15 protein-coding genes are annotated in these 17,710 nt (G+C 58.9%); 11 read left to right on the top strand and 4 right to left on the bottom strand.

What is annotated here, in order from left to right; genetic code table 11:
• Window positions 1-154 precede the first annotated feature (154 nt).
• The 4 genes from PspR84_RS20745 to PspR84_RS20730 all read right to left on the bottom strand — a co-directional run bounded on the left by PspR84_RS20745 (window position 155) and on the right by PspR84_RS20730 (window position 3,770).
• A complete protein-coding gene (locus PspR84_RS20745; protein ID WP_160058961.1) occupies window positions 155-895 on the bottom strand; it encodes a YciK family oxidoreductase in 741 nt (246 codons plus the stop codon).
• 108 nt (window positions 896-1,003) lie between these two features.
• The gene (gene mupP / locus PspR84_RS20740; RefSeq protein WP_160058960.1) at window positions 1,004-1,675 is read right to left on the bottom strand and encodes an N-acetylmuramic acid 6-phosphate phosphatase MupP; all 672 of its coding nucleotides are present in this window, start codon (window positions 1,673-1,675) and stop codon (window positions 1,004-1,006) included.
• Between the two features lie 4 nt (window positions 1,676-1,679).
• Window positions 1,680-2,378, bottom strand: a complete 699-nt coding sequence (gene ubiG / locus PspR84_RS20735) for a bifunctional 2-polyprenyl-6-hydroxyphenol methylase/3-demethylubiquinol 3-O-methyltransferase UbiG (RefSeq protein WP_007908399.1) — start codon at window positions 2,376-2,378, stop codon at window positions 1,680-1,682.
• Window positions 2,379-2,435: 57 nt separating this feature from the next.
• Window positions 2,436-3,770: a TRZ/ATZ family hydrolase gene (locus tag PspR84_RS20730; RefSeq protein ID WP_160058959.1), complete on the bottom strand. Its 1,335-nt coding sequence runs from the start codon at window positions 3,768-3,770 to the stop codon at window positions 2,436-2,438.
• A gap of 108 nt (window positions 3,771-3,878) precedes the next feature.
• Here PspR84_RS20730 and mtnA point away from each other — a divergent pair, with 108 nt between their 5' ends.
• The 11 genes from mtnA to PspR84_RS20675 all read left to right on the top strand — a co-directional run bounded on the left by mtnA (window position 3,879) and on the right by PspR84_RS20675 (window position 17,636).
• The gene (gene mtnA / locus PspR84_RS20725; RefSeq protein WP_160058958.1) at window positions 3,879-4,955 is read left to right on the top strand and encodes an S-methyl-5-thioribose-1-phosphate isomerase; all 1,077 of its coding nucleotides are present in this window, start codon (window positions 3,879-3,881) and stop codon (window positions 4,953-4,955) included.
• Between the two features lie 436 nt (window positions 4,956-5,391).
• On the top strand, window positions 5,392-8,166 hold the full coding sequence (gene gyrA / locus PspR84_RS20720; RefSeq protein WP_034155294.1) for a DNA gyrase subunit A: 2,775 nt from the start codon (window positions 5,392-5,394) through the stop codon (window positions 8,164-8,166).
• A gap of 231 nt (window positions 8,167-8,397) precedes the next feature.
• Window positions 8,398-9,483 (top strand): 3-phosphoserine/phosphohydroxythreonine transaminase, encoded by a 1,086-nt coding sequence (gene serC, locus PspR84_RS20715; protein ID WP_160058957.1) that lies wholly within the window; start codon window positions 8,398-8,400, stop codon window positions 9,481-9,483.
• Complete coding sequence (pheA, locus tag PspR84_RS20710) at window positions 9,483-10,577, top strand: prephenate dehydratase (protein WP_007908404.1); 1,095 nt, start codon at window positions 9,483-9,485, stop codon at window positions 10,575-10,577. Before serC ends, pheA begins: the two co-directional genes overlap by 1 nt.
• A gap of 13 nt (window positions 10,578-10,590) precedes the next feature.
• Complete coding sequence (gene hisC / locus PspR84_RS20705) at window positions 10,591-11,703, top strand: histidinol-phosphate transaminase (protein WP_160058956.1); 1,113 nt, start codon at window positions 10,591-10,593, stop codon at window positions 11,701-11,703.
• 28 nt (window positions 11,704-11,731) lie between these two features.
• Entirely contained in the window at window positions 11,732-13,939 is a 2,208-nt protein-coding gene (locus PspR84_RS20700; protein ID WP_238785329.1) for a bifunctional prephenate dehydrogenase/3-phosphoshikimate 1-carboxyvinyltransferase, read from the top strand.
• A complete protein-coding gene (gene cmk / locus PspR84_RS20695; RefSeq protein ID WP_015093983.1) occupies window positions 13,936-14,625 on the top strand; it encodes a (d)CMP kinase in 690 nt (229 codons plus the stop codon). Before PspR84_RS20700 ends, cmk begins: the two co-directional genes overlap by 4 nt.
• Before the next feature lie 119 nt (window positions 14,626-14,744).
• The gene (gene rpsA, locus PspR84_RS20690; protein ID WP_007908431.1) at window positions 14,745-16,427 is read left to right on the top strand and encodes a 30S ribosomal protein S1; all 1,683 of its coding nucleotides are present in this window, start codon (window positions 14,745-14,747) and stop codon (window positions 16,425-16,427) included.
• Window positions 16,428-16,641: 214 nt separating this feature from the next.
• Window positions 16,642-16,920, top strand: a complete 279-nt coding sequence (locus PspR84_RS20685; protein WP_160058954.1) for a hypothetical protein — start codon at window positions 16,642-16,644, stop codon at window positions 16,918-16,920.
• Between the two features lie 152 nt (window positions 16,921-17,072).
• Complete coding sequence (gene ihfB, locus PspR84_RS20680) at window positions 17,073-17,369, top strand: integration host factor subunit beta (RefSeq protein WP_003189779.1); 297 nt, start codon at window positions 17,073-17,075, stop codon at window positions 17,367-17,369.
• A 27-nt stretch (window positions 17,370-17,396) separates the two neighbouring features.
• Entirely contained in the window at window positions 17,397-17,636 is a 240-nt protein-coding gene (locus PspR84_RS20675) for a lipopolysaccharide assembly protein LapA domain-containing protein (protein ID WP_160058953.1), read from the top strand.
• Window positions 17,637-17,710: the final 74 nt, after the last annotated feature.

Below are 17,710 nucleotides of genomic sequence, written 5' to 3'. Positions count from 1 at the left end.
TCGGTTCGGTTTTATTTAAACCGTTTGCAATCAATGGGTTGGCTTTGAAGGTGGGAGGTGGGTGCTGGAAAATTGACTGGATTGTGACGCTCTCGGGCGGCAAATGCATGCCGCGACAGGAATCTGCCGCGGCAACAAATGCGACGTATGGCAGTTATTGCGCGTTGAACGCCTGACCGTTGATGCCGGTGCTGTCCGGGCCCATCAGGTACAGGTAGACCGGCATGATTTCTTCCGGTGTCGGATTGTTCAGCGGGTTTTCGCCCGGATAGGCTTGTGCGCGCATGCTGGTGCGGGTGCCGCCCGGGTTGATGCTGTTGGAGCGAACTGGCGCCACACCGTCAACTTCATCGGCCAGGGTTTGCATCAGGCCTTCGGTGGCGAACTTCGACACGCCATAGGCGCCCCAGTACGCCCGACCCTTGCGGCCGACGCTGCTGGAGGTGAACACCACCGAGGCGTCTTGTGACAGCTTGAGCAGCGGCAGCAGGGTGCTGGTCAGCATGAACATGGCGTTGACGTTGACCTGCATGACGCGCATGAAGTTTTCGCCGGACAACTGCTCGATCGGCGTGCGTGGGCCGATGATCGAAGCGTTGTGCAGCAAACCGTCGAGGTGGCCGAACTCGGTCTCGATCATCGCGGCCAGTTCATCGTACTGATGGGGCAGGGCGGTTTCCAGGTTGAACGGAATCACCGCCGGTTGCGGATGCCCGGCAGCTTCGATCTCGTCATACACCTGCGCCAGATTGGCCTCGGTCTTGCCCAGCAGCAATACCGTAGCGCCATGGGCGGCGTAGGTTTTCGCCGCAGCCGCGCCAATGCCACGACCGGCACCGGTGACCAGAATGACCCGATCCTTGAGCAATTCGGGACGAGCGGAATAATCAAACATAAAAACCTCACAATCCATTAATAGCTAAAAGATCGCAGCCTGCGGCAGCTCCTACAAATGATCACTGTTCTGGAGGAGCTGCCGCAGGCTGCGATCTTTTGACGTTGATCAGCAGCTGCAAAGCGCGCTATCGAGCACCTTGCGCAACTCCGACGGATGGTCCACCACCACGTCCGCGCCCCAATGCCGCGGGTTGTCGTCCGGGTGAATGTAGCCAAATGTCACCGCCGCCGTTTTCGTACCGGCATCGCGCCCCGATTCGATATCGCGCAGATCATCGCCGACAAACAGAACCGTCGCCGGATCCAGATCAAGCATTTTGCATGCAAGGATCAACGGCTCCGGATCCGGCTTGCTGTTTTTCACGTGATCCGGGCAGATCAGCAGCGCCGAACGCTCGGACAGTCCCAACTGTTGCATGATCGGCTCGGCAAAGCGCAACGGCTTGTTGGTCACCACGCCCCAGATCAGGTTGGCCTTCTCGATGTCGGCGAGCAGTTCGCCCATGCCGTCGAACAGCTTGCTGTGTACGGCGCAACCGACCAGATAGCGCTCGAGGAACTCCAGACGCAGTTCTTCGAAGCCCGGCGACTCCGGGTCCATCGAGAACGTCACCGCGACCATGGCCTTGGCGCCGCCGGAAATCTCGTCGCGGATGTGCTTGTCGTTGATCGGCGGCAAGCCGCGATCCGCGCGCATCGCCTGACAGATGGCGATGAAGTCCGGCGCCGTGTCGAGCAGGGTGCCGTCCATGTCGAAAAGAACTGCTCTGATGGCCATCGGCTTATTCCTCGCGCAGGGTCTGGATCATGTAGTTGACGTCAACGTCGTTGGCCAGTTTGTAGTGCTTGGTCAGCGGGTTGTAGGTCAGGCCGATGATGTCCTTGACGGTCAGGCCGGCCATGCGGCTCCAGGCGCCCAGCTCGGACGGGCGAATGAATTTCTTGAAGTCATGGGTGCCGCGCGGCAGCAGCTTCATGATGTATTCGGCGCCGATGATGGCGAACAGGTACGCCTTCGGGTTGCGGTTGATGGTCGAGAAGAACACCTGGCCGCCGGGCTTGACCATGCGGAAGCAGGCGCGGATCACCGACGATGGATCAGGTACGTGCTCAAGCATTTCCAGACAGGTCACCACGTCGAACTGCTCGGGCATTTCTTCGGCCAGGGCTTCGGCGGTGATCTGGCGGTATTCGACGCTGACGCCGGATTCCAGCTGATGCAGTTGCGCGACTGCCAGTGGCGCTTCGCCCATGTCGATGCCCATTACGGTGGCGCCACGCTGGGCCATGGCTTCGCTGAGGATGCCGCCGCCGCAACCGACGTCGAGGACTTTCTTGCCGGCCAGATTGACCCGCTCGTCAATCCAGTTGACCCGCAGCGGGTTGATGTCGTGCAGTGGTTTGAATTCGCTTTCGCGGTCCCACCAGCGATGGGCCAGGGCTTCGAATTTGGCGATTTCGGCGTGGTCGACGTTGCTCATGTTAAATCCTCTGAAACTTGAAAAAAGGCTGTAGCCCAGGCGTTTGCGCCCGGGCGTTTACGATTCGGTGTGGCCGCTGATGCGCTGGCCCCAGGCCCGGGCAGTGGCGCCCAGTTGCTCTTCGTCCAGTCGTGTCAGGCGGCGGTCGTCGAGCAGTTGTTTGCCGGCGACCCACAGGTGTTTCACGCAATCGCGACCGGTGGCATAGATAAGCTGCGAAACCGGGTCGTACACCGGTTGCTGCGCCAGGCCGGACAGGTCGAAAGCGACGATGTCGGCGGCTTTGCCTATTTCCAGTGAACCGACTTGCGTCTCGATCCCCAGTGCGCGCGCGCCATTCAGGGTGGCCATGCGCAGTGCCCGATGAGCGTCCAGCGCGGTGGCGGAGCCGGCGACGGCTTTGGCCAGCAGGGCGGCGGTGCGGGTTTCGCCGAGTAGATCCAGATCGTTATTGCTGGCGGCGCCATCGGTGCCGACCGCGACATTCACCCCAGCCTGCCACAAACGCTCGACCGGGCAGAAGCCGCTGGCGAGTTTCAGGTTGGATTCCGGGCAATGAATCACGCTGGTGTTGCTTTCTACCAGCAACGCCAGGTCATCCTCGCTGATCTGAGTCATGTGCACGGCCTGGAAGCGCGGGCCGAGCAGACCGAGGCGGCCGAGGCGCGCCAGCGGACGTTCGCCGCGCTGCTCCAGTGACTGCTGAACTTCGAACGCGGTTTCGTGAACGTGCATGTGGATCGAGGCGTCCAGTTCCTCGGCAATCACGCGGATTTTCTCCAGGTTCTCGTCGCCGACGGTGTACGGTGCATGAGGGCCAAAGGTGATCTTGATCCGTTCGTGATGCTTCAAGTCGCCGAACAACTCGACGCCCTGACGAATGGCTTCATCTGCACTGCTGGCGCCCGGAATCGGGAAATCAAGGATCGGAATCGCGATTTGCGCGCGAATGCCGCTGTTATGCACGCGTTCGCTGGCGACTTTCGGAAAGAAATACATGTCCGAGAAGCAAGTGATGCCGCCCTTGATCTGCTCGGCAATGGCCAGATCGGTGCCGTCACGGACGAAAGCTTCATCGACCCATTTGGCCTCGGCCGGCCAGATGTGGTTTTCCAGCCAGGTCATCAGCGGCAGATCATCGGCCAGGCCACGGAACAGTGTCATCGCCGCGTGACCATGAGCGTTGATCAGGCCGGGGGCGAGCAGCACATCCGGCAGTTCGCGGATTTCCGTGGCGTTACACTTCAATGCTTCGGCGCGCGGGCCGATAAACACGATGCGACCGTCGCGGATGCCCAGGCCGTGCTCTTTGAGCACAACGCCTGCAGGTTCGACGGGTACCAGCCAGGTCGGCAGCAATAATAAGTCGAGCGCAATGGCAGGTTTCGGCATCGAGGGTCGGTTCCAGTGCTTTTGTAAAGGATGGCGAAGTATACCCGAGCGTCTTCGCGGGGGGATCGCTATAATCGGCGGCTTTTGTTCATGAGTGCGGGGTGTGGGATGCGCGATCGACTGTTGGCTGCGGAGAAAGTGAAGGCCATCGATTGGCGAGACGGCGCGCTGCACCTGCTGGATCAGCGTATTTTGCCGTTCGAGGAAACCTGGATTGCCTACACCAGCGCCGCTGGCGTGGCCGAGGCGATTCGCTCGATGGTGGTGCGTGGCGCACCGGCCATCGGCATCAGTGCGGCCTATGGCATCGTGCTCGCGGCGCGCACGCGGATTGCTGAGGGTGGTGACTGGTACGCGGCGCTGGAAGAGGATTTCGCCTTGCTGGCGGATTCTCGTCCGACAGCGGTCAATCTGTTCTGGGCCTTGGGTCGCATGCACGATCGCCTCGACCGCCTGAAGGAAAACGCCGATCCGCTGGCGGCGCTGGAGGCCGAAGCCATCGCCATTCACGAAAGCGACCGCGAAGCCAACCTGACCATGGCGCAACTGGGTGTGGACCTGATTCGCAAGCACCAGGGCAATGCTCAGGCGATTCTGACCCACTGCAATACAGGCGCGCTGGCCACTGGCGGTTTCGGCACGGCGCTGGGGGTGATTCGTGCGGCTTATCTGGAAGGCATGGTCGAACGTGTTTATGCCGACGAAACCCGTCCATGGCTGCAGGGCTCGCGCCTGACTGCGTGGGAGCTCGCCAACGAAGGTATCCCGGTGACGCTGAATGCCGACTCCGCCGCTGCGCACATCATGAAAACCAAGGGTGTGACCTGGGTGATCGTCGGTGCGGATCGCATCACCGCCAACGGTGACGTGGCAAACAAGATCGGCACCTATCAACTGGCAGTCAACGCCATGCACCACGGCGTGCGTTTCATGGTGGTGGCGCCGAGTTCGACCATCGACATGAATCTGGCCAGCGGTGACGACATCCCGATCGAAGAACGTGATGGTGCCGAGTTGCTGGAAGTCGGCGGCAAGCGGGTCGGTGCGGACGTTGAAGCGTTCAACCCGGTGTTTGACGTGACGCCGGCGGATCTCATTGACGCGATCGTTACCGAAAAAGGCATTGTCGAGCGCCCGGACACCGCGAAAATGGCCCAGTTGATGTGCCGCAAACGCCTGCATTGATGCTGGCCTGCTCAATGTAGGAGCTGCCGAAGGCTGCGATCTTTTGATCTTGCTTTTTACAGGTCAGGATCAAAAGATCGCAGCCTTCGGCACCTCCTACAGGTGTTTGTGCCCCTAAATGTCAATAAACATCGCTAAACCGAGCCCCATTTCTGCATTCAAAGAAGCTCTGAGCCTCTCTCGTCCCCGTTAAGCCTGTCACCGGTCAACTAACTATGCTCCATGCGCATCAGGGGGATAGGTGCGTGGCGGCCTTTGTGATAACATCCGGCGTTTTCCGAGGCAGCTCCACGGAGCTGTCTTTACTGCGCAAATCCACTCTTCAGATTGTTGATTTGTCGTAAGTCGGCGCATGGCACTCGGCCTGCCCCGACGAGCTTCGTTGCTCCCACATGGATATGACGAAGTTTCACCAGAAAAAGGAATCAGGCTTCTCATGGGCGAACTGGCCAAAGAAATCCTCCCGGTCAATATCGAAGACGAGCTGAAACAGTCCTACCTCGACTACGCGATGAGCGTGATCGTCGGCCGTGCACTGCCGGATGCGCGCGATGGCCTCAAGCCCGTGCACCGTCGCGTACTGTTCGCGATGAGCGAGCTGGGCAACGACTTCAACAAGCCGTACAAGAAATCTGCCCGTGTTGTCGGCGACGTGATCGGTAAGTATCACCCGCACGGTGACACTGCCGTGTACGACACCATCGTTCGTATGGCTCAGCCTTTCTCCCTGCGCTACCTGCTGGTAGACGGTCAGGGCAACTTCGGTTCGGTCGACGGCGACAACGCTGCGGCCATGCGATACACCGAAGTACGCATGACCAAGCTGGCGCACGAGCTGCTGGCTGACCTGCACAAGGAAACCGTGGACTGGGTGCCGAACTACGACGGCACCGAAATGATCCCGGCGGTCATGCCGACCCGTATTCCCAACCTGCTGGTCAACGGCTCCAGCGGTATCGCCGTGGGCATGGCGACCAACATTCCGCCGCACAACCTCGGTGAAGTCATCGACGGTTGCCTGGCGCTCATCGACAACCCTGAGCTGACCGTCGATGAGCTGATGCAATACATCCCCGGTCCGGACTTCCCGACCGCCGCGATCATCAACGGTCGCGCTGGCATCATCGAAGCCTACCGCACCGGCCGCGGGCGTATTTACATGCGTGCCCGCTCGATCATTGAAGACATCGACAAGGTCGGTGGCCGTCAGCAGATCGTCATCACCGAACTGCCGTACCAGCTGAACAAGGCACGTCTGATCGAGAAGATCGCCGAGCTGGTCAAAGAGAAGAAGCTCGAAGGCATCACCGAACTGCGCGACGAGTCCGACAAGGACGGTATGCGCGTCGTGATCGAACTGCGTCGCGGCGAGGTGCCTGAGGTGATCCTCAACAACCTCTACGCCCAGACCCAGCTGCAGTCGGTATTCGGCATCAACATCGTTGCGCTGATCGATGGCCGCCCACGCATCCTGAACCTCAAGGATCTGCTGGAAGCCTTCGTCCGTCACCGTCGCGAAGTCGTTACCCGCCGTACTGTGTTCGAACTGCGCAAGGCGCGTGAGCGTGGCCACATTCTCGAAGGCCAGGCCGTTGCCCTGTCGAACATCGACCCGGTTATTGCCCTGATCAAAGCCTCGCCGACCCCTTCGGAAGCGAAAGAAGCGCTGATCAGCACGCCGTGGGAATCCTCGGCAGTGGTCGCGATGGTTGAACGTGCCGGTGCCGATTCGTGCCGTCCGGAAAACCTCGACCCGCAATACGGTCTGCGCGAAGGCAAGTACTTCCTGTCGCCAGAACAGGCGCAAGCCATTCTGGAACTGCGCCTGCACCGTCTGACCGGTCTGGAACACGAAAAACTGCTGGCTGAGTATCAAGAGATCCTCAATCAGATCGGCGAGCTGATCCGCATCCTCAACAGCGCTGTGCGCCTGATGGAAGTGATCCGCGAAGAGCTGGAAGTGATCCGCGCCGAATACGGCGACGTGCGTCGCACCGAAATTCTCGATGCCCGTCTCGACCTGACCCTGGGTGACATGATCCCGGAAGAAGAGCGCGTCGTGACCATCTCCCACGGTGGCTACGCCAAGACCCAGCCATTGGCTGCGTACCAGGCTCAGCGTCGTGGCGGTAAAGGCAAGTCGGCCACCGGCGTCAAGGATGAGGACTACATCGCTCACCTGCTGGTTGCCAACAGCCACACCACGCTGCTGCTGTTCTCCAGCAAGGGCAAGGTGTATTGGCTCAAGACCTACGAGATTCCGGAAGCGTCCCGCGCTGCCCGTGGCCGTCCGCTGGTCAACCTTCTGCCATTGAGCGAAGGCGAGTACATCACCACCATGCTGCCGGTCGATCTTGAAGCCATGAAGCGTCAGGCTGATGAAGAAGAGGCCGAAGGCGCCGAGGCTGATGTAGAAGAGATCGAAAACAGCAACGAGACCGACGAAGAGCGTCGTGCTCGCATCAAGGCTGCTGACCGTAAGAAAGCACCGTTCATCTTCATGTCGACCGCTAACGGTACCGTGAAGAAGACCCCTCTGGTGGCCTTCAGCCGTCAGCGCAGCGTTGGTCTGATCGCACTGGAACTGGACGAAGGCGATATCCTGATCTCCGCTGCCATCACCGACGGCGAGCAGGAAATCATGCTGTTCTCCGACGGCGGCAAAGTAACGCGCTTCAAGGAATCCGAAGTTCGCGCCATGGGCCGTACTGCCCGCGGTGTACGTGGTATGCGTCTGCCGGAAGGGCAGAAGCTGATCTCCATGCTGATTCCGGAAGAAGGCAGCGAAATCCTCACCGCTTCCGAGCGCGGCTACGGCAAGCGCACGGCGATCACCGAGTTCCCTGAATACAAACGTGGCGGTCAGGGCGTAATCGCCATGGTCAGCAACGAACGTAATGGCCGTCTGGTCGGCGCGGTTCAGGTGCAGGATGGCGAAGAAATCATGCTGATCTCCGATCAGGGCACTCTGGTGCGTACCCGTGTCGACGAAGTGTCGAGCCTGGGTCGTAACACTCAGGGTGTGACGCTGATCAAGCTGGCCAAGGATGAAACCCTGGTCGGGCTGGAGCGGGTTCAGGAGCCTTCGGAAGTCGAAGGTGAAGAGCTTGAAGGTGAAGAGGGCGAGGAATTCGAAGGCACTGTCGTCAACGACGATGCCGGTGAAGACCAGCAACTCGACGCCGCAGCAGACGAAGAACCGCAAGAATAAGCGGACAAACGAGGGGGCGGATGAGAATTCGCCCCCTTGTTATTTGTCCGGTATAAAATTTCGACATCATGGAGATCCCCTGTGGGAGCGAGCCTGCTCGCGAATGCAGGCGCTGCGGTACCTCTGACACACCGCGGTGATGCATTCGCGAGCAGGCTCGCTCCCACAGGGCCGTGTTGATCGGTAGTGTGATTTATTGCGTGATACCACCAAATCAGAGCGAGATTGGATGTGAGCAAGCGAGCCTTTAACTTCTGCGCCGGTCCTGCGGCGCTTCCTGAAGCTGTCCTGCAACGTGCCCAGGGTGAACTCCTTGATTGGCACGGCAAGGGTCTGTCGGTCATGGAAATGAGCCATCGCAGCGATGAGTTCGTGTCCATTGCCACCCAGGCCGAGCAGGATCTGCGTGACCTGCTGAATATCCCGTCGAACTACAAAGTGCTGTTTCTGCAAGGTGGTGCCAGCCAGCAATTCGCGCAGATTCCACTGAACCTGTTGCCTGAAGGCGGCTCGGCCGACTACATCGATACGGGTATCTGGTCGCAGAAAGCCATTGAAGAAGCCTCGCGCTACGGTCACGTCAACGTTGCCGCCACCGCCAAGCCTTACGACTATTTCGCTATCCCGGGCCAGAACGAGTGGAACCTGTCGAAAGACGCTGCTTACGTTCACTACGCGCCGAACGAAACCATCGGCGGTCTGGAGTTCCAGTGGATCCCGGAAACCGGCGACGTGCCGCTGGTAGCTGACATGTCTTCGGACATTCTGTCGCGCCCGGTCGACATCTCGCGTTTCGGCATGATCTACGCCGGCGCGCAGAAGAACATCGGCCCGAGCGGCATCGTCGTCAACATCATCCGCGAAGACTTGCTGGGCAAGGCGCGTTCGCTGTGCCCGACCATGCTCGATTACAAAGTCGCGGCCGATAACGGCTCGATGTACAACACCCCGCCGACCCTGGCCTGGTACCTGTCCGGCCTGGTGTTCCAGTGGCTGAAAGAGCAGGGCGGCGTTGAAGCGATCGCCAAGCTGAATGACGTCAAGCAGCGCACGCTGTACGACTTCATCGACGCCAGCGGCCTCTACAGCAACCCGATCAACAAGTCGGATCGCTCGTGGATGAACGTGCCGTTTCGTCTGGCCGATGATCGTCTCGACAAGCCGTTCCTCGTCGGTGCCGAAGAGCGCGGCCTGCTCAATCTGAAGGGCCACCGCTCCGTGGGCGGCATGCGCGCCTCCATCTATAACGCTGTCGACATCACCGCGGTCAACGCGCTGGTGGCGTACATGGCTGAATTCGAGAAGGAACACGGCTGATGTCCGAGCAAGAACTCAAGGCACTGCGCGTTCGCATTGATGCTCTGGACACTAAAGTCATGGAGCTGATCAGTGAGCGTGCGCGTTGCGCCCAGGAAGTCGCGCGAGTAAAGATGGCCTCGCTGGCCGAAGGCGAAGTGCCGGTGTTCTATCGTCCTGAGCGCGAAGCTCAGGTGCTCAAACGCGTGATGGAGCGCAATCAGGGGCCGCTGGGCAACGAAGAGATGGCGCGTTTGTTCCGCGAAATCATGTCGTCGTGCCTGGCGCTGGAGCAGCCGCTGAAAGTGGCTTACCTCGGCCCTGAAGGCACCTTCACTCAAGCGGCGGCCATGAAGCACTTCGGCCACGCGGTGATCAGCAAGCCAATGGCGGCGATCGACGAAGTGTTCCGTGAAGTGGCGGCCGGTGCGGTGAATTTTGGCGTGGTGCCGGTGGAAAACTCCACCGAGGGCGCGGTCAACCACACGCTGGACAGCTTCCTCGAACACGACATGGTCATCTGTGGCGAAGTCGAGCTGCGTATTCACCATCACTTGTTGGTCGGTGAAAATACCAAGACCGACAGCATCAGCCGCATCTATTCCCACGCACAGTCGCTGGCTCAGTGCCGCAAGTGGCTGGACGCGCATTACCCGAATGTCGAGCGCGTGGCGGTTTCCAGCAACGCCGAAGCGGCCAAGCGGGTCAAAGGCGAATGGAACTCGGCGGCGATTGCCGGCGATATGGCCGCAGGGCTGTATGGCCTGACCCGTCTGGCCGAGAAGATCGAAGACCGTCCCGACAACTCGACGCGCTTCCTGATGATCGGTAATCAGGAAGTGCCGCCGACCGGCGACGACAAGACTTCGATCATCGTGTCGATGAGCAACAAGCCCGGCGCGCTCCACGAGCTGCTGGTGCCGTTCCACGACAACGGGATCGACCTGACCCGCATCGAAACGCGTCCATCGCGCAGCGGCAAATGGACCTACGTGTTCTTCATCGACTTCGTCGGCCACCACCGTGATCCGTTGATCAAGGGTGTGCTGGAAAAGATCAGTCAGGAAGCAGTAGCACTCAAAGTGCTGGGTTCCTACCCGAAAGCAGTTCTCTAAGGGGCGGTAGCAAATGAGTGGCAACTTCCTCGCTCTGGCACAGCCGGGCGTGCAACAACTTTCGCCGTACGTTCCGGGCAAGCCTGTGGGCGAACTGGCGCGCGAGCTGGATCTTGATCCGGCAAAAATCGTCAAGCTGGCGAGCAACGAAAACCCGTTGGGTGCCAGCCCGAAAGCCTTGGCGGCGATCCGCGAAGAGCTGGCCGAGCTGACTCGTTATCCGGACGGCAACGGTTTCGCATTGAAATCGCTGCTGGCCGAGCAATGCCGTGTCGAACTGAACCAGGTTACCTTGGGCAACGGCTCCAACGACATTCTTGAGTTGGTCGCGCGTGCCTATCTGGCGCCGGGCCTGAATGCGGTGTTCAGTGAGCACGCGTTCGCGGTGTATCCGATCGCCACTCAAGCGGTCGGCGCCCAGGCCAAAGTGGTCCCGGCGAAGGATTGGGGGCATGACCTGCCGGCGATGCTCGCGGCCATCGATGCCAACACCCGCGTGGTATTCATCGCCAACCCGAACAACCCGACCGGCACCTGGTTCGGCGCTGAAGCGCTGGACGAATTCCTTCAGGATGTTCCGGAGCACGTTCTGGTAGTGCTGGACGAGGCTTACATCGAATACGCCGAAGGCAGCGATCTGCCGGACGGTCTGGATTTCCTTGCCGCTTACCCGAATCTGCTGGTATCGCGCACGTTCTCCAAGGCCTATGGTCTGGCGGCATTGCGTGTTGGCTACGGTCTGTCGACTCCGGTTGTTGCTGATGTGCTGAACCGAGTTCGCCAGCCGTTCAACGTCAACAGTCTCGCCCTCGCGGCAGCCTGTGCGGCGCTGAAGGATGAGGAATATCTGGCGCAAAGCCGTCAACTCAACGAGGCGGGCATGCAGCAGTTGCAGGCCGGTTTCCGTGAGTTGGGCCTGAGCTGGATCGAATCCAAAGGCAACTTTATCTGCGTCGATCTCGCTCAGGTCGCGGCCCCGATTTTCCAGGGCTTGCTGCGCGAAGGCGTGATTGTGCGTCCGGTGGCTAACTACGGCATGCCGAACCACCTGCGGGTGACCATCGGTCTGCCGGCGGAAAACAGCCGCTTCCTCGAAGCGCTGCGCAAGGTTCTGGCTCGTGGGTGATGTCACTGCACTGCAATCTGCTGCACCTATGATCGGGCGCCTTGTGGTGGTCGGTCTGGGGTTGATCGGTGGTTCGTTTGCCAAAGGCTTGCGTGAAAGCGGCATCTGCCGCGAAGTGGTCGGGGTCGATCTCGATCCGCAATCGCGCAAGCTCGCGGTCGAGTTGGGTGTGGTCGATCGTTGTGAAGATGACTTGGCGGCTGCATGCCAGGGCGCTGACGTGATTCAACTGGCGGTGCCGATCCTGGCCATGGAAAAAGTGCTCGCACGGTTGGCGGGCATGGATCTGGGGCAGGCGATTCTGACTGATGTCGGCAGCGCCAAAGGCAATGTGGTGCGCGCAGCCACCGAAGCGTTTGGCGCGATGCCGCCGCGTTTCGTGCCGGGTCATCCGATTGCCGGTTCCGAACAGAGTGGGGTGGAAGCCTCCAATGCCGAACTGTTCCGTCGCCACAAGGTTATCCTCACGCCACTTGAGCAAACCGATCCGGCTGCGTTGGCGGTGGTTGATCGTCTGTGGCGCGAATTGGGTGCCGACGTCGAGCACATGCAGGTCGAGCGACACGATGAAGTGCTGGCTGCGACCAGCCATTTGCCGCATTTGCTGGCCTTCGGCCTGGTTGATTCGTTGGCCAAGCGCAATGAAAATCTTGAGATCTTCCGTTACGCTGCGGGCGGTTTCCGCGATTTCACAAGAATCGCCGGAAGCGACCCGGTGATGTGGCACGACATCTTCCTCGCTAACCGCGAGGCTGTTCTGCGCACACTCGATACATTTCGCAGCGACCTCGACGCCTTGCGCGACGCGGTCGATGCAGGGGATGGGCACCAATTGTTGGGCGTCTTTACGCGCGCCCGGGTTGCCCGCGAGCATTTCAGTAAAATCCTGGCCCGCAGGGCCTATGTGGACGCTATGAATTCCAACGATCTGATCTTCCTGGCTCAACCTGGTGGCCGCCTGTCCGGTCGGATTCGCGTACCAGGCGACAAATCCATTTCCCACCGTTCGATCATGCTCGGTTCGCTGGCCGAAGGCGTCACCGAAGTCGAAGGCTTCCTTGAGGGCGAAGACGCTCTGGCGACCTTGCAAGCGTTCCGCGACATGGGCGTCGTCATCGAAGGGCCGCACCACGGCCGCGTAACCATTCACGGTGTCGGCCTGCACGGTCTGAAACCGGCGCCGGGCCCGATCTATCTGGGTAACTCCGGTACCTCGATGCGTCTGCTGTCCGGCCTGTTGGCTGCGCAGAACTTCGACAGCACTTTGACCGGCGATGCCTCGCTGTCCAAGCGTCCGATGAATCGCGTGGCCAATCCACTGCGTGAAATGGGCGCCGTGATTGAAACCGCTGCTGAAGGTCGTCCACCGATGACCATTCGTGGCGGGCACAAACTCAAAGGCCTGACCTACACCATGCCGATAGCCAGTGCTCAGGTGAAATCCTGCCTGCTGCTCGCCGGTCTTTACGCTGAAGGCAAGACCACTGTGACCGAGCCGGCCCCGACTCGCGATCACACCGAGCGCATGCTGCGCGGCTTCGGCTACCCGGTGAGCGTTGACGGCGCTACGGCTTCGGTTGAATCCGGCGGCAAACTGACTGCCACTCACATCGAAGTCCCGGGTGACATCTCGTCGTCGGCGTTCTTCCTGGTCGCGGCCTCGATCGCTGAAGGCTCGGAGCTGGTGCTTGAGCACGTCGGCATCAACCCGACCCGTACCGGCGTGATCGACATCCTGCGCCTGATGGGCGCGGATATCACTCTGGAAAATCAGCGTGAAGTCGGCGGCGAGCCTGTGGCTGATCTGCGCGTGCGGGCAGCTAAACTCAAAGGTATCGAGATTCCGGAAGAGCTGGTCCCGTTGGCGATCGACGAATTCCCGGTGTTGTTCGTCGCCGCTGCCTGTGCCGAAGGGCGCACCGTGCTGACTGGCGCCGAAGAGCTGCGGGTCAAGGAATCGGATCGCATTCAGGTCATGGCAGACGGTTTATTGGCTCTGGGCGTCAAATGCCAGCCGACCCCGGACGGCATCATCATCGACGGCGGCCAGATTGGCGGCGGCGAAGTGCATGGTCATGGCGATCACCGTATCGCGATGGCATTCAGTGTGGCGTCGCTGCGCGCTACTGCACCGATCCGCATCCATGATTGCGCCAACGTCGCGACGTCGTTCCCCAACTTCCTCGCACTGTGCGGGCAGGTCGGTATTCGTGTGGCACAAGAGGCTCAGTCGTGAAAAACATTGCACCGGTCATCACCATTGATGGGCCAAGCGGCTCGGGCAAAGGCACCGTAGCCGGGATTCTGGCCAAGCGTCTGGGCTGGAATCTGCTGGACTCCGGTGCGCTTTATCGTCTGCTGGCGTTTGCGGCGCACAATCATGGTGTCGACCTGACCAATGAAGAGCTGCTGAAAAAACTCGCCGCTCATCTGGATGTGCAATTCATTGCGGCGACCGACGGTCAGTTGCAGCGGATCATTCTGGAAGGCGACGAAGTCAGCGACGTCATCCGCACTGAAAGCGTCGGTTCCGGCGCTTCGCAAGTGGCCGCACTGCCGGCCGTACGCGAGGCGCTGCTGCAGCGCCAGCGCGCTTTTCAGGAAGCGCCGGGCCTGGTTGCCGACGGTCGCGACATGGGTACGGTGGTTTTTCCTGATGCACCGCTGAAAATTTTCCTGACCGCCAGTGCCGAGGAGAGAGCGCGCCGTCGATATTTGCAGTTGAAGGGCAAAGTCGAGGGTGTTAGTCTGTCGAGTCTGCTAGATGAGATCCGTGCACGCGACGAGCGTGATACCCAGCGAGCGGTAGCCCCGCTTAAGCCGGCGGCTGACGCCATACAACTGGATTCCACGGAGTTGTCCATCGATCAGGTGCTTGAACGCATCATGAGCGAGATCGCCATTCGCGATATCGCCGGGTGACCAAGAAGGCCGCAGGGGACCAGTCATAGTCCTGCGACGCTTCTTCTATATGAAACTAACCCACACCGTCTGGGGTGTGGAGATGGGCGTATCCTTCGCCCTCATTTACAGGAATTAAAATGAGCGAAAGCTTTGCGGAACTCTTTGAAGAAAGCCTAAAAACCCTGAACCTTCAGGCAGGCTCCATCATCACCGGTGTTATCGTTGATATCGATTACCAAGCTCGCTGGGTAACCGTTCACGCTGGCCTGAAGTCTGAAGCACTCATCCCGCTTGAGCAGTTCTACAACGACGCTGGCGATCTGACTATCAATGTCGGTGACGAAGTTCACGTTGCTCTGGATTCGGTTGAAGACGGCTTCGGTGAAACCAAGCTGTCCCGTGAAAAAGCCAAGCGCGCTGAGTGCTGGATCGTTCTGGAAGCAGCCTTCGCAGCTGAGGAAGTGGTCAAGGGCGTTATCAACGGTAAGGTTAAAGGCGGCTTCACTGTCGACGTTAACGGCATCCGTGCGTTCCTGCCAGGTTCCCTGGTTGACGTCCGTCCAGTGCGCGACACCACGCACCTGGAAGGCAAAGAGCTGGAATTCAAGGTCATCAAGCTGGACCAGAAGCGCAACAACGTTGTCGTTTCCCGTCGCAGCGTCCTGGAAGCCGAGAACTCCGCCGAGCGTGAAGCTCTGCTGGAATCCCTGCAGGAAGGCCAGCAAGTCAAAGGTATCGTCAAAAACCTCACCGATTACGGCGCATTCGTCGATCTGGGTGGCGTGGACGGCCTGCTGCACATCACCGACATGGCTTGGAAGCGCATCAAGCATCCTTCCGAGATCGTCAACGTTGGTGACGAAATCGACGTTAAGGTTCTGAAATACGATCGCGAACGCAACCGTGTTTCCCTGGGCCTGAAGCAACTGGGCGAAGATCCATGGGTTGCTATCAAAGCTCGTTACCCAGAAAGCACTCGCGTTACCGCTCGTGTAACCAACCTGACCGACTACGGCTGCTTCGCTGAGCTGGAAGAAGGCGTTGAAGGTCTGGTACACGTTTCGGAAATGGACTGGACCAACAAGAACATCCACCCTTCGAAAGTCGTACAAGTCGGCGACGAAGTGGAAGTTATGGTTCTGGACATCGACGAAGAGCGTCGTCGTATCTCCCTGGGCATCAAGCAGTGCAAATCTAACCCATGGGAAGATTTCTCTGGCCAGTTCAACAAGGGCGATAAAATCTCCGGCACCATCAAGTCGATCACCGATTTCGGTATCTTCATTGGTTTGGACGGCGGCATCGACGGTCTGGTTCACCTGTCCGACATCTCCTGGAACGAAGTGGGCGAAGAAGCCGTACGTCGTTTCAAGAAGGGCGACGAGCTGGACACCGTTATCCTGTCGGTTGACCCAGAGCGTGAGCGTATCTCCCTGGGTATCAAGCAACTGGAAAGCGATCCGTTCTCCGAGTACGTTCAAGAGAACGACAAAGGCGCAATCGTTAAAGGTACTGTGAAAGAAGTTGACGCCAAAGGCGCCATCATCGTTCTGGCCGACGATATCGAAGCGACTTTGAAAGCCTCCGAAATCAGCCGTGACCGCGTTGAAGACGCGCGCAACGTTCTGAAAGAAGGCCAGGAAGTAGAAGCCAAGATCATCAGCGTTGATCGCAAGAGCCGCGTAATCCAGCTCTCCATCAAGTCGAAAGACGATGCTGAAGAGAAAGAAGCTATCCAAAGCCTGAAGGCTGAAGAAGCTCCTGCTGGCGACACCACCATGGCGGCACTGCTGCGCCAGGCAATGGCCAAACAGAACTAAGTTCTGCTTGATCATTAAAAAGGGCGACTTCGGTCGCCCTTTTTTGTGCCTGTGATTTATAGAAATGCGGGTTCGCTTCTGTGAATCGGTTGCTGCGTGAAACCAAACCATTTCCGGGGTGGTCTGTTTCTTTAATCGGATCAATCGCCTATTCACGACTAAGCTTGGTCTTAAGCGTGTAGTCGTCGGGCAGCTGCCTGGCATAAGGAAGTGGATGAACAAGTTTATTGTCCTCATCGCTGTATTGCTTTTGGCGGGTTGTACCACCAGTGCCAAGACTCATGCCGTGCGCGGCGTCAGTGGTATAGAGGTCGACTGCTCTGGGTTGGGCTCTGGTTGGGAGAAGTGTCAAAAGCGCGCAGCTAAAGAGTGCAAGGGGGCAGGGTACAAAGTGATCACGCGATCAGATGATGCCAAGGATGAAGATGAGTTTCCTTTTGGCTTCAACCCGGCAGGCTATGTGACGCGAACCATGTTGGTGATATGTCGTTGAGCACGCGATGATCTGTCTGTTGGTTTTATGCCCTGAAAATGGGCGTTTCGATGCGGCGGAAGATATGTCAATCCCTGGGCTGTTCAAAATCTTCCGGGCGTGCTAAAACCTTTCAAGCGCTGATCTAGCTGCTTGAAAAAGAAGGGAAAAATATGACGAAGTCGGAGTTGATCGAACGAATTGTCACCCATCAAGGGCTGCTCTCATCCAAGGATGTGGAGCTGGCCATCAAGACCATGCTTGAGCAAATGTCCCAATGCCTTGCCACCGGTGATCGCATTGAGATCCGTGGGTTTGGCAGCTTCTCCCTGCATTACCGCGCGCCGCGCGTTGGTCGTAACCCGAAGACCGGTCAATCCGTCAGTCTTGACGGTAAATTCGTTCCGCATTTCAAGCCGGGCAAAGAGCTGCGTGATCGGGTGAATGAGGAAGAGGAGGAAGGGGTTTGACAGCTGCTATTTCTCAAGGGGTTACTCATGCGTAACCTTAAGCGCATATTTCTTGGTGTATTTATTTTTCTCCTGGTGTTGGCGATTCTGGCGTTTGTGCTAGAGAACCAGCAATCGGTGTCGTTATTGTTTTTAGGTTTGTCTGGGCCGCAGTTGCCGGTTTCGCTGGTCGTTGTATTGGCGTTGCTCATTGGCATGTTAATTGGTCCAGTGTTGGGCTGGTTCCTGGGACGCTCGTCCAGAGCCGCTCGCAAGCGACTGGTCTGAAGCAGCAGGGGCAGGGCGTCTGTCGAAATTGCGCCTCTGCCTGTCTTTATCCATTAGTAAAACCATCATTAAGC

The sequence above is a fragment of the Pseudomonas sp. R84 genome (assembly GCF_009834515.1).
GTDB lineage: Bacteria > Pseudomonadota > Gammaproteobacteria > Pseudomonadales > Pseudomonadaceae > Aquipseudomonas.
The sequence above is the reverse complement of the archived record's forward strand: the minus strand, read 5'-3'. Positions and strand labels throughout refer to the sequence as shown.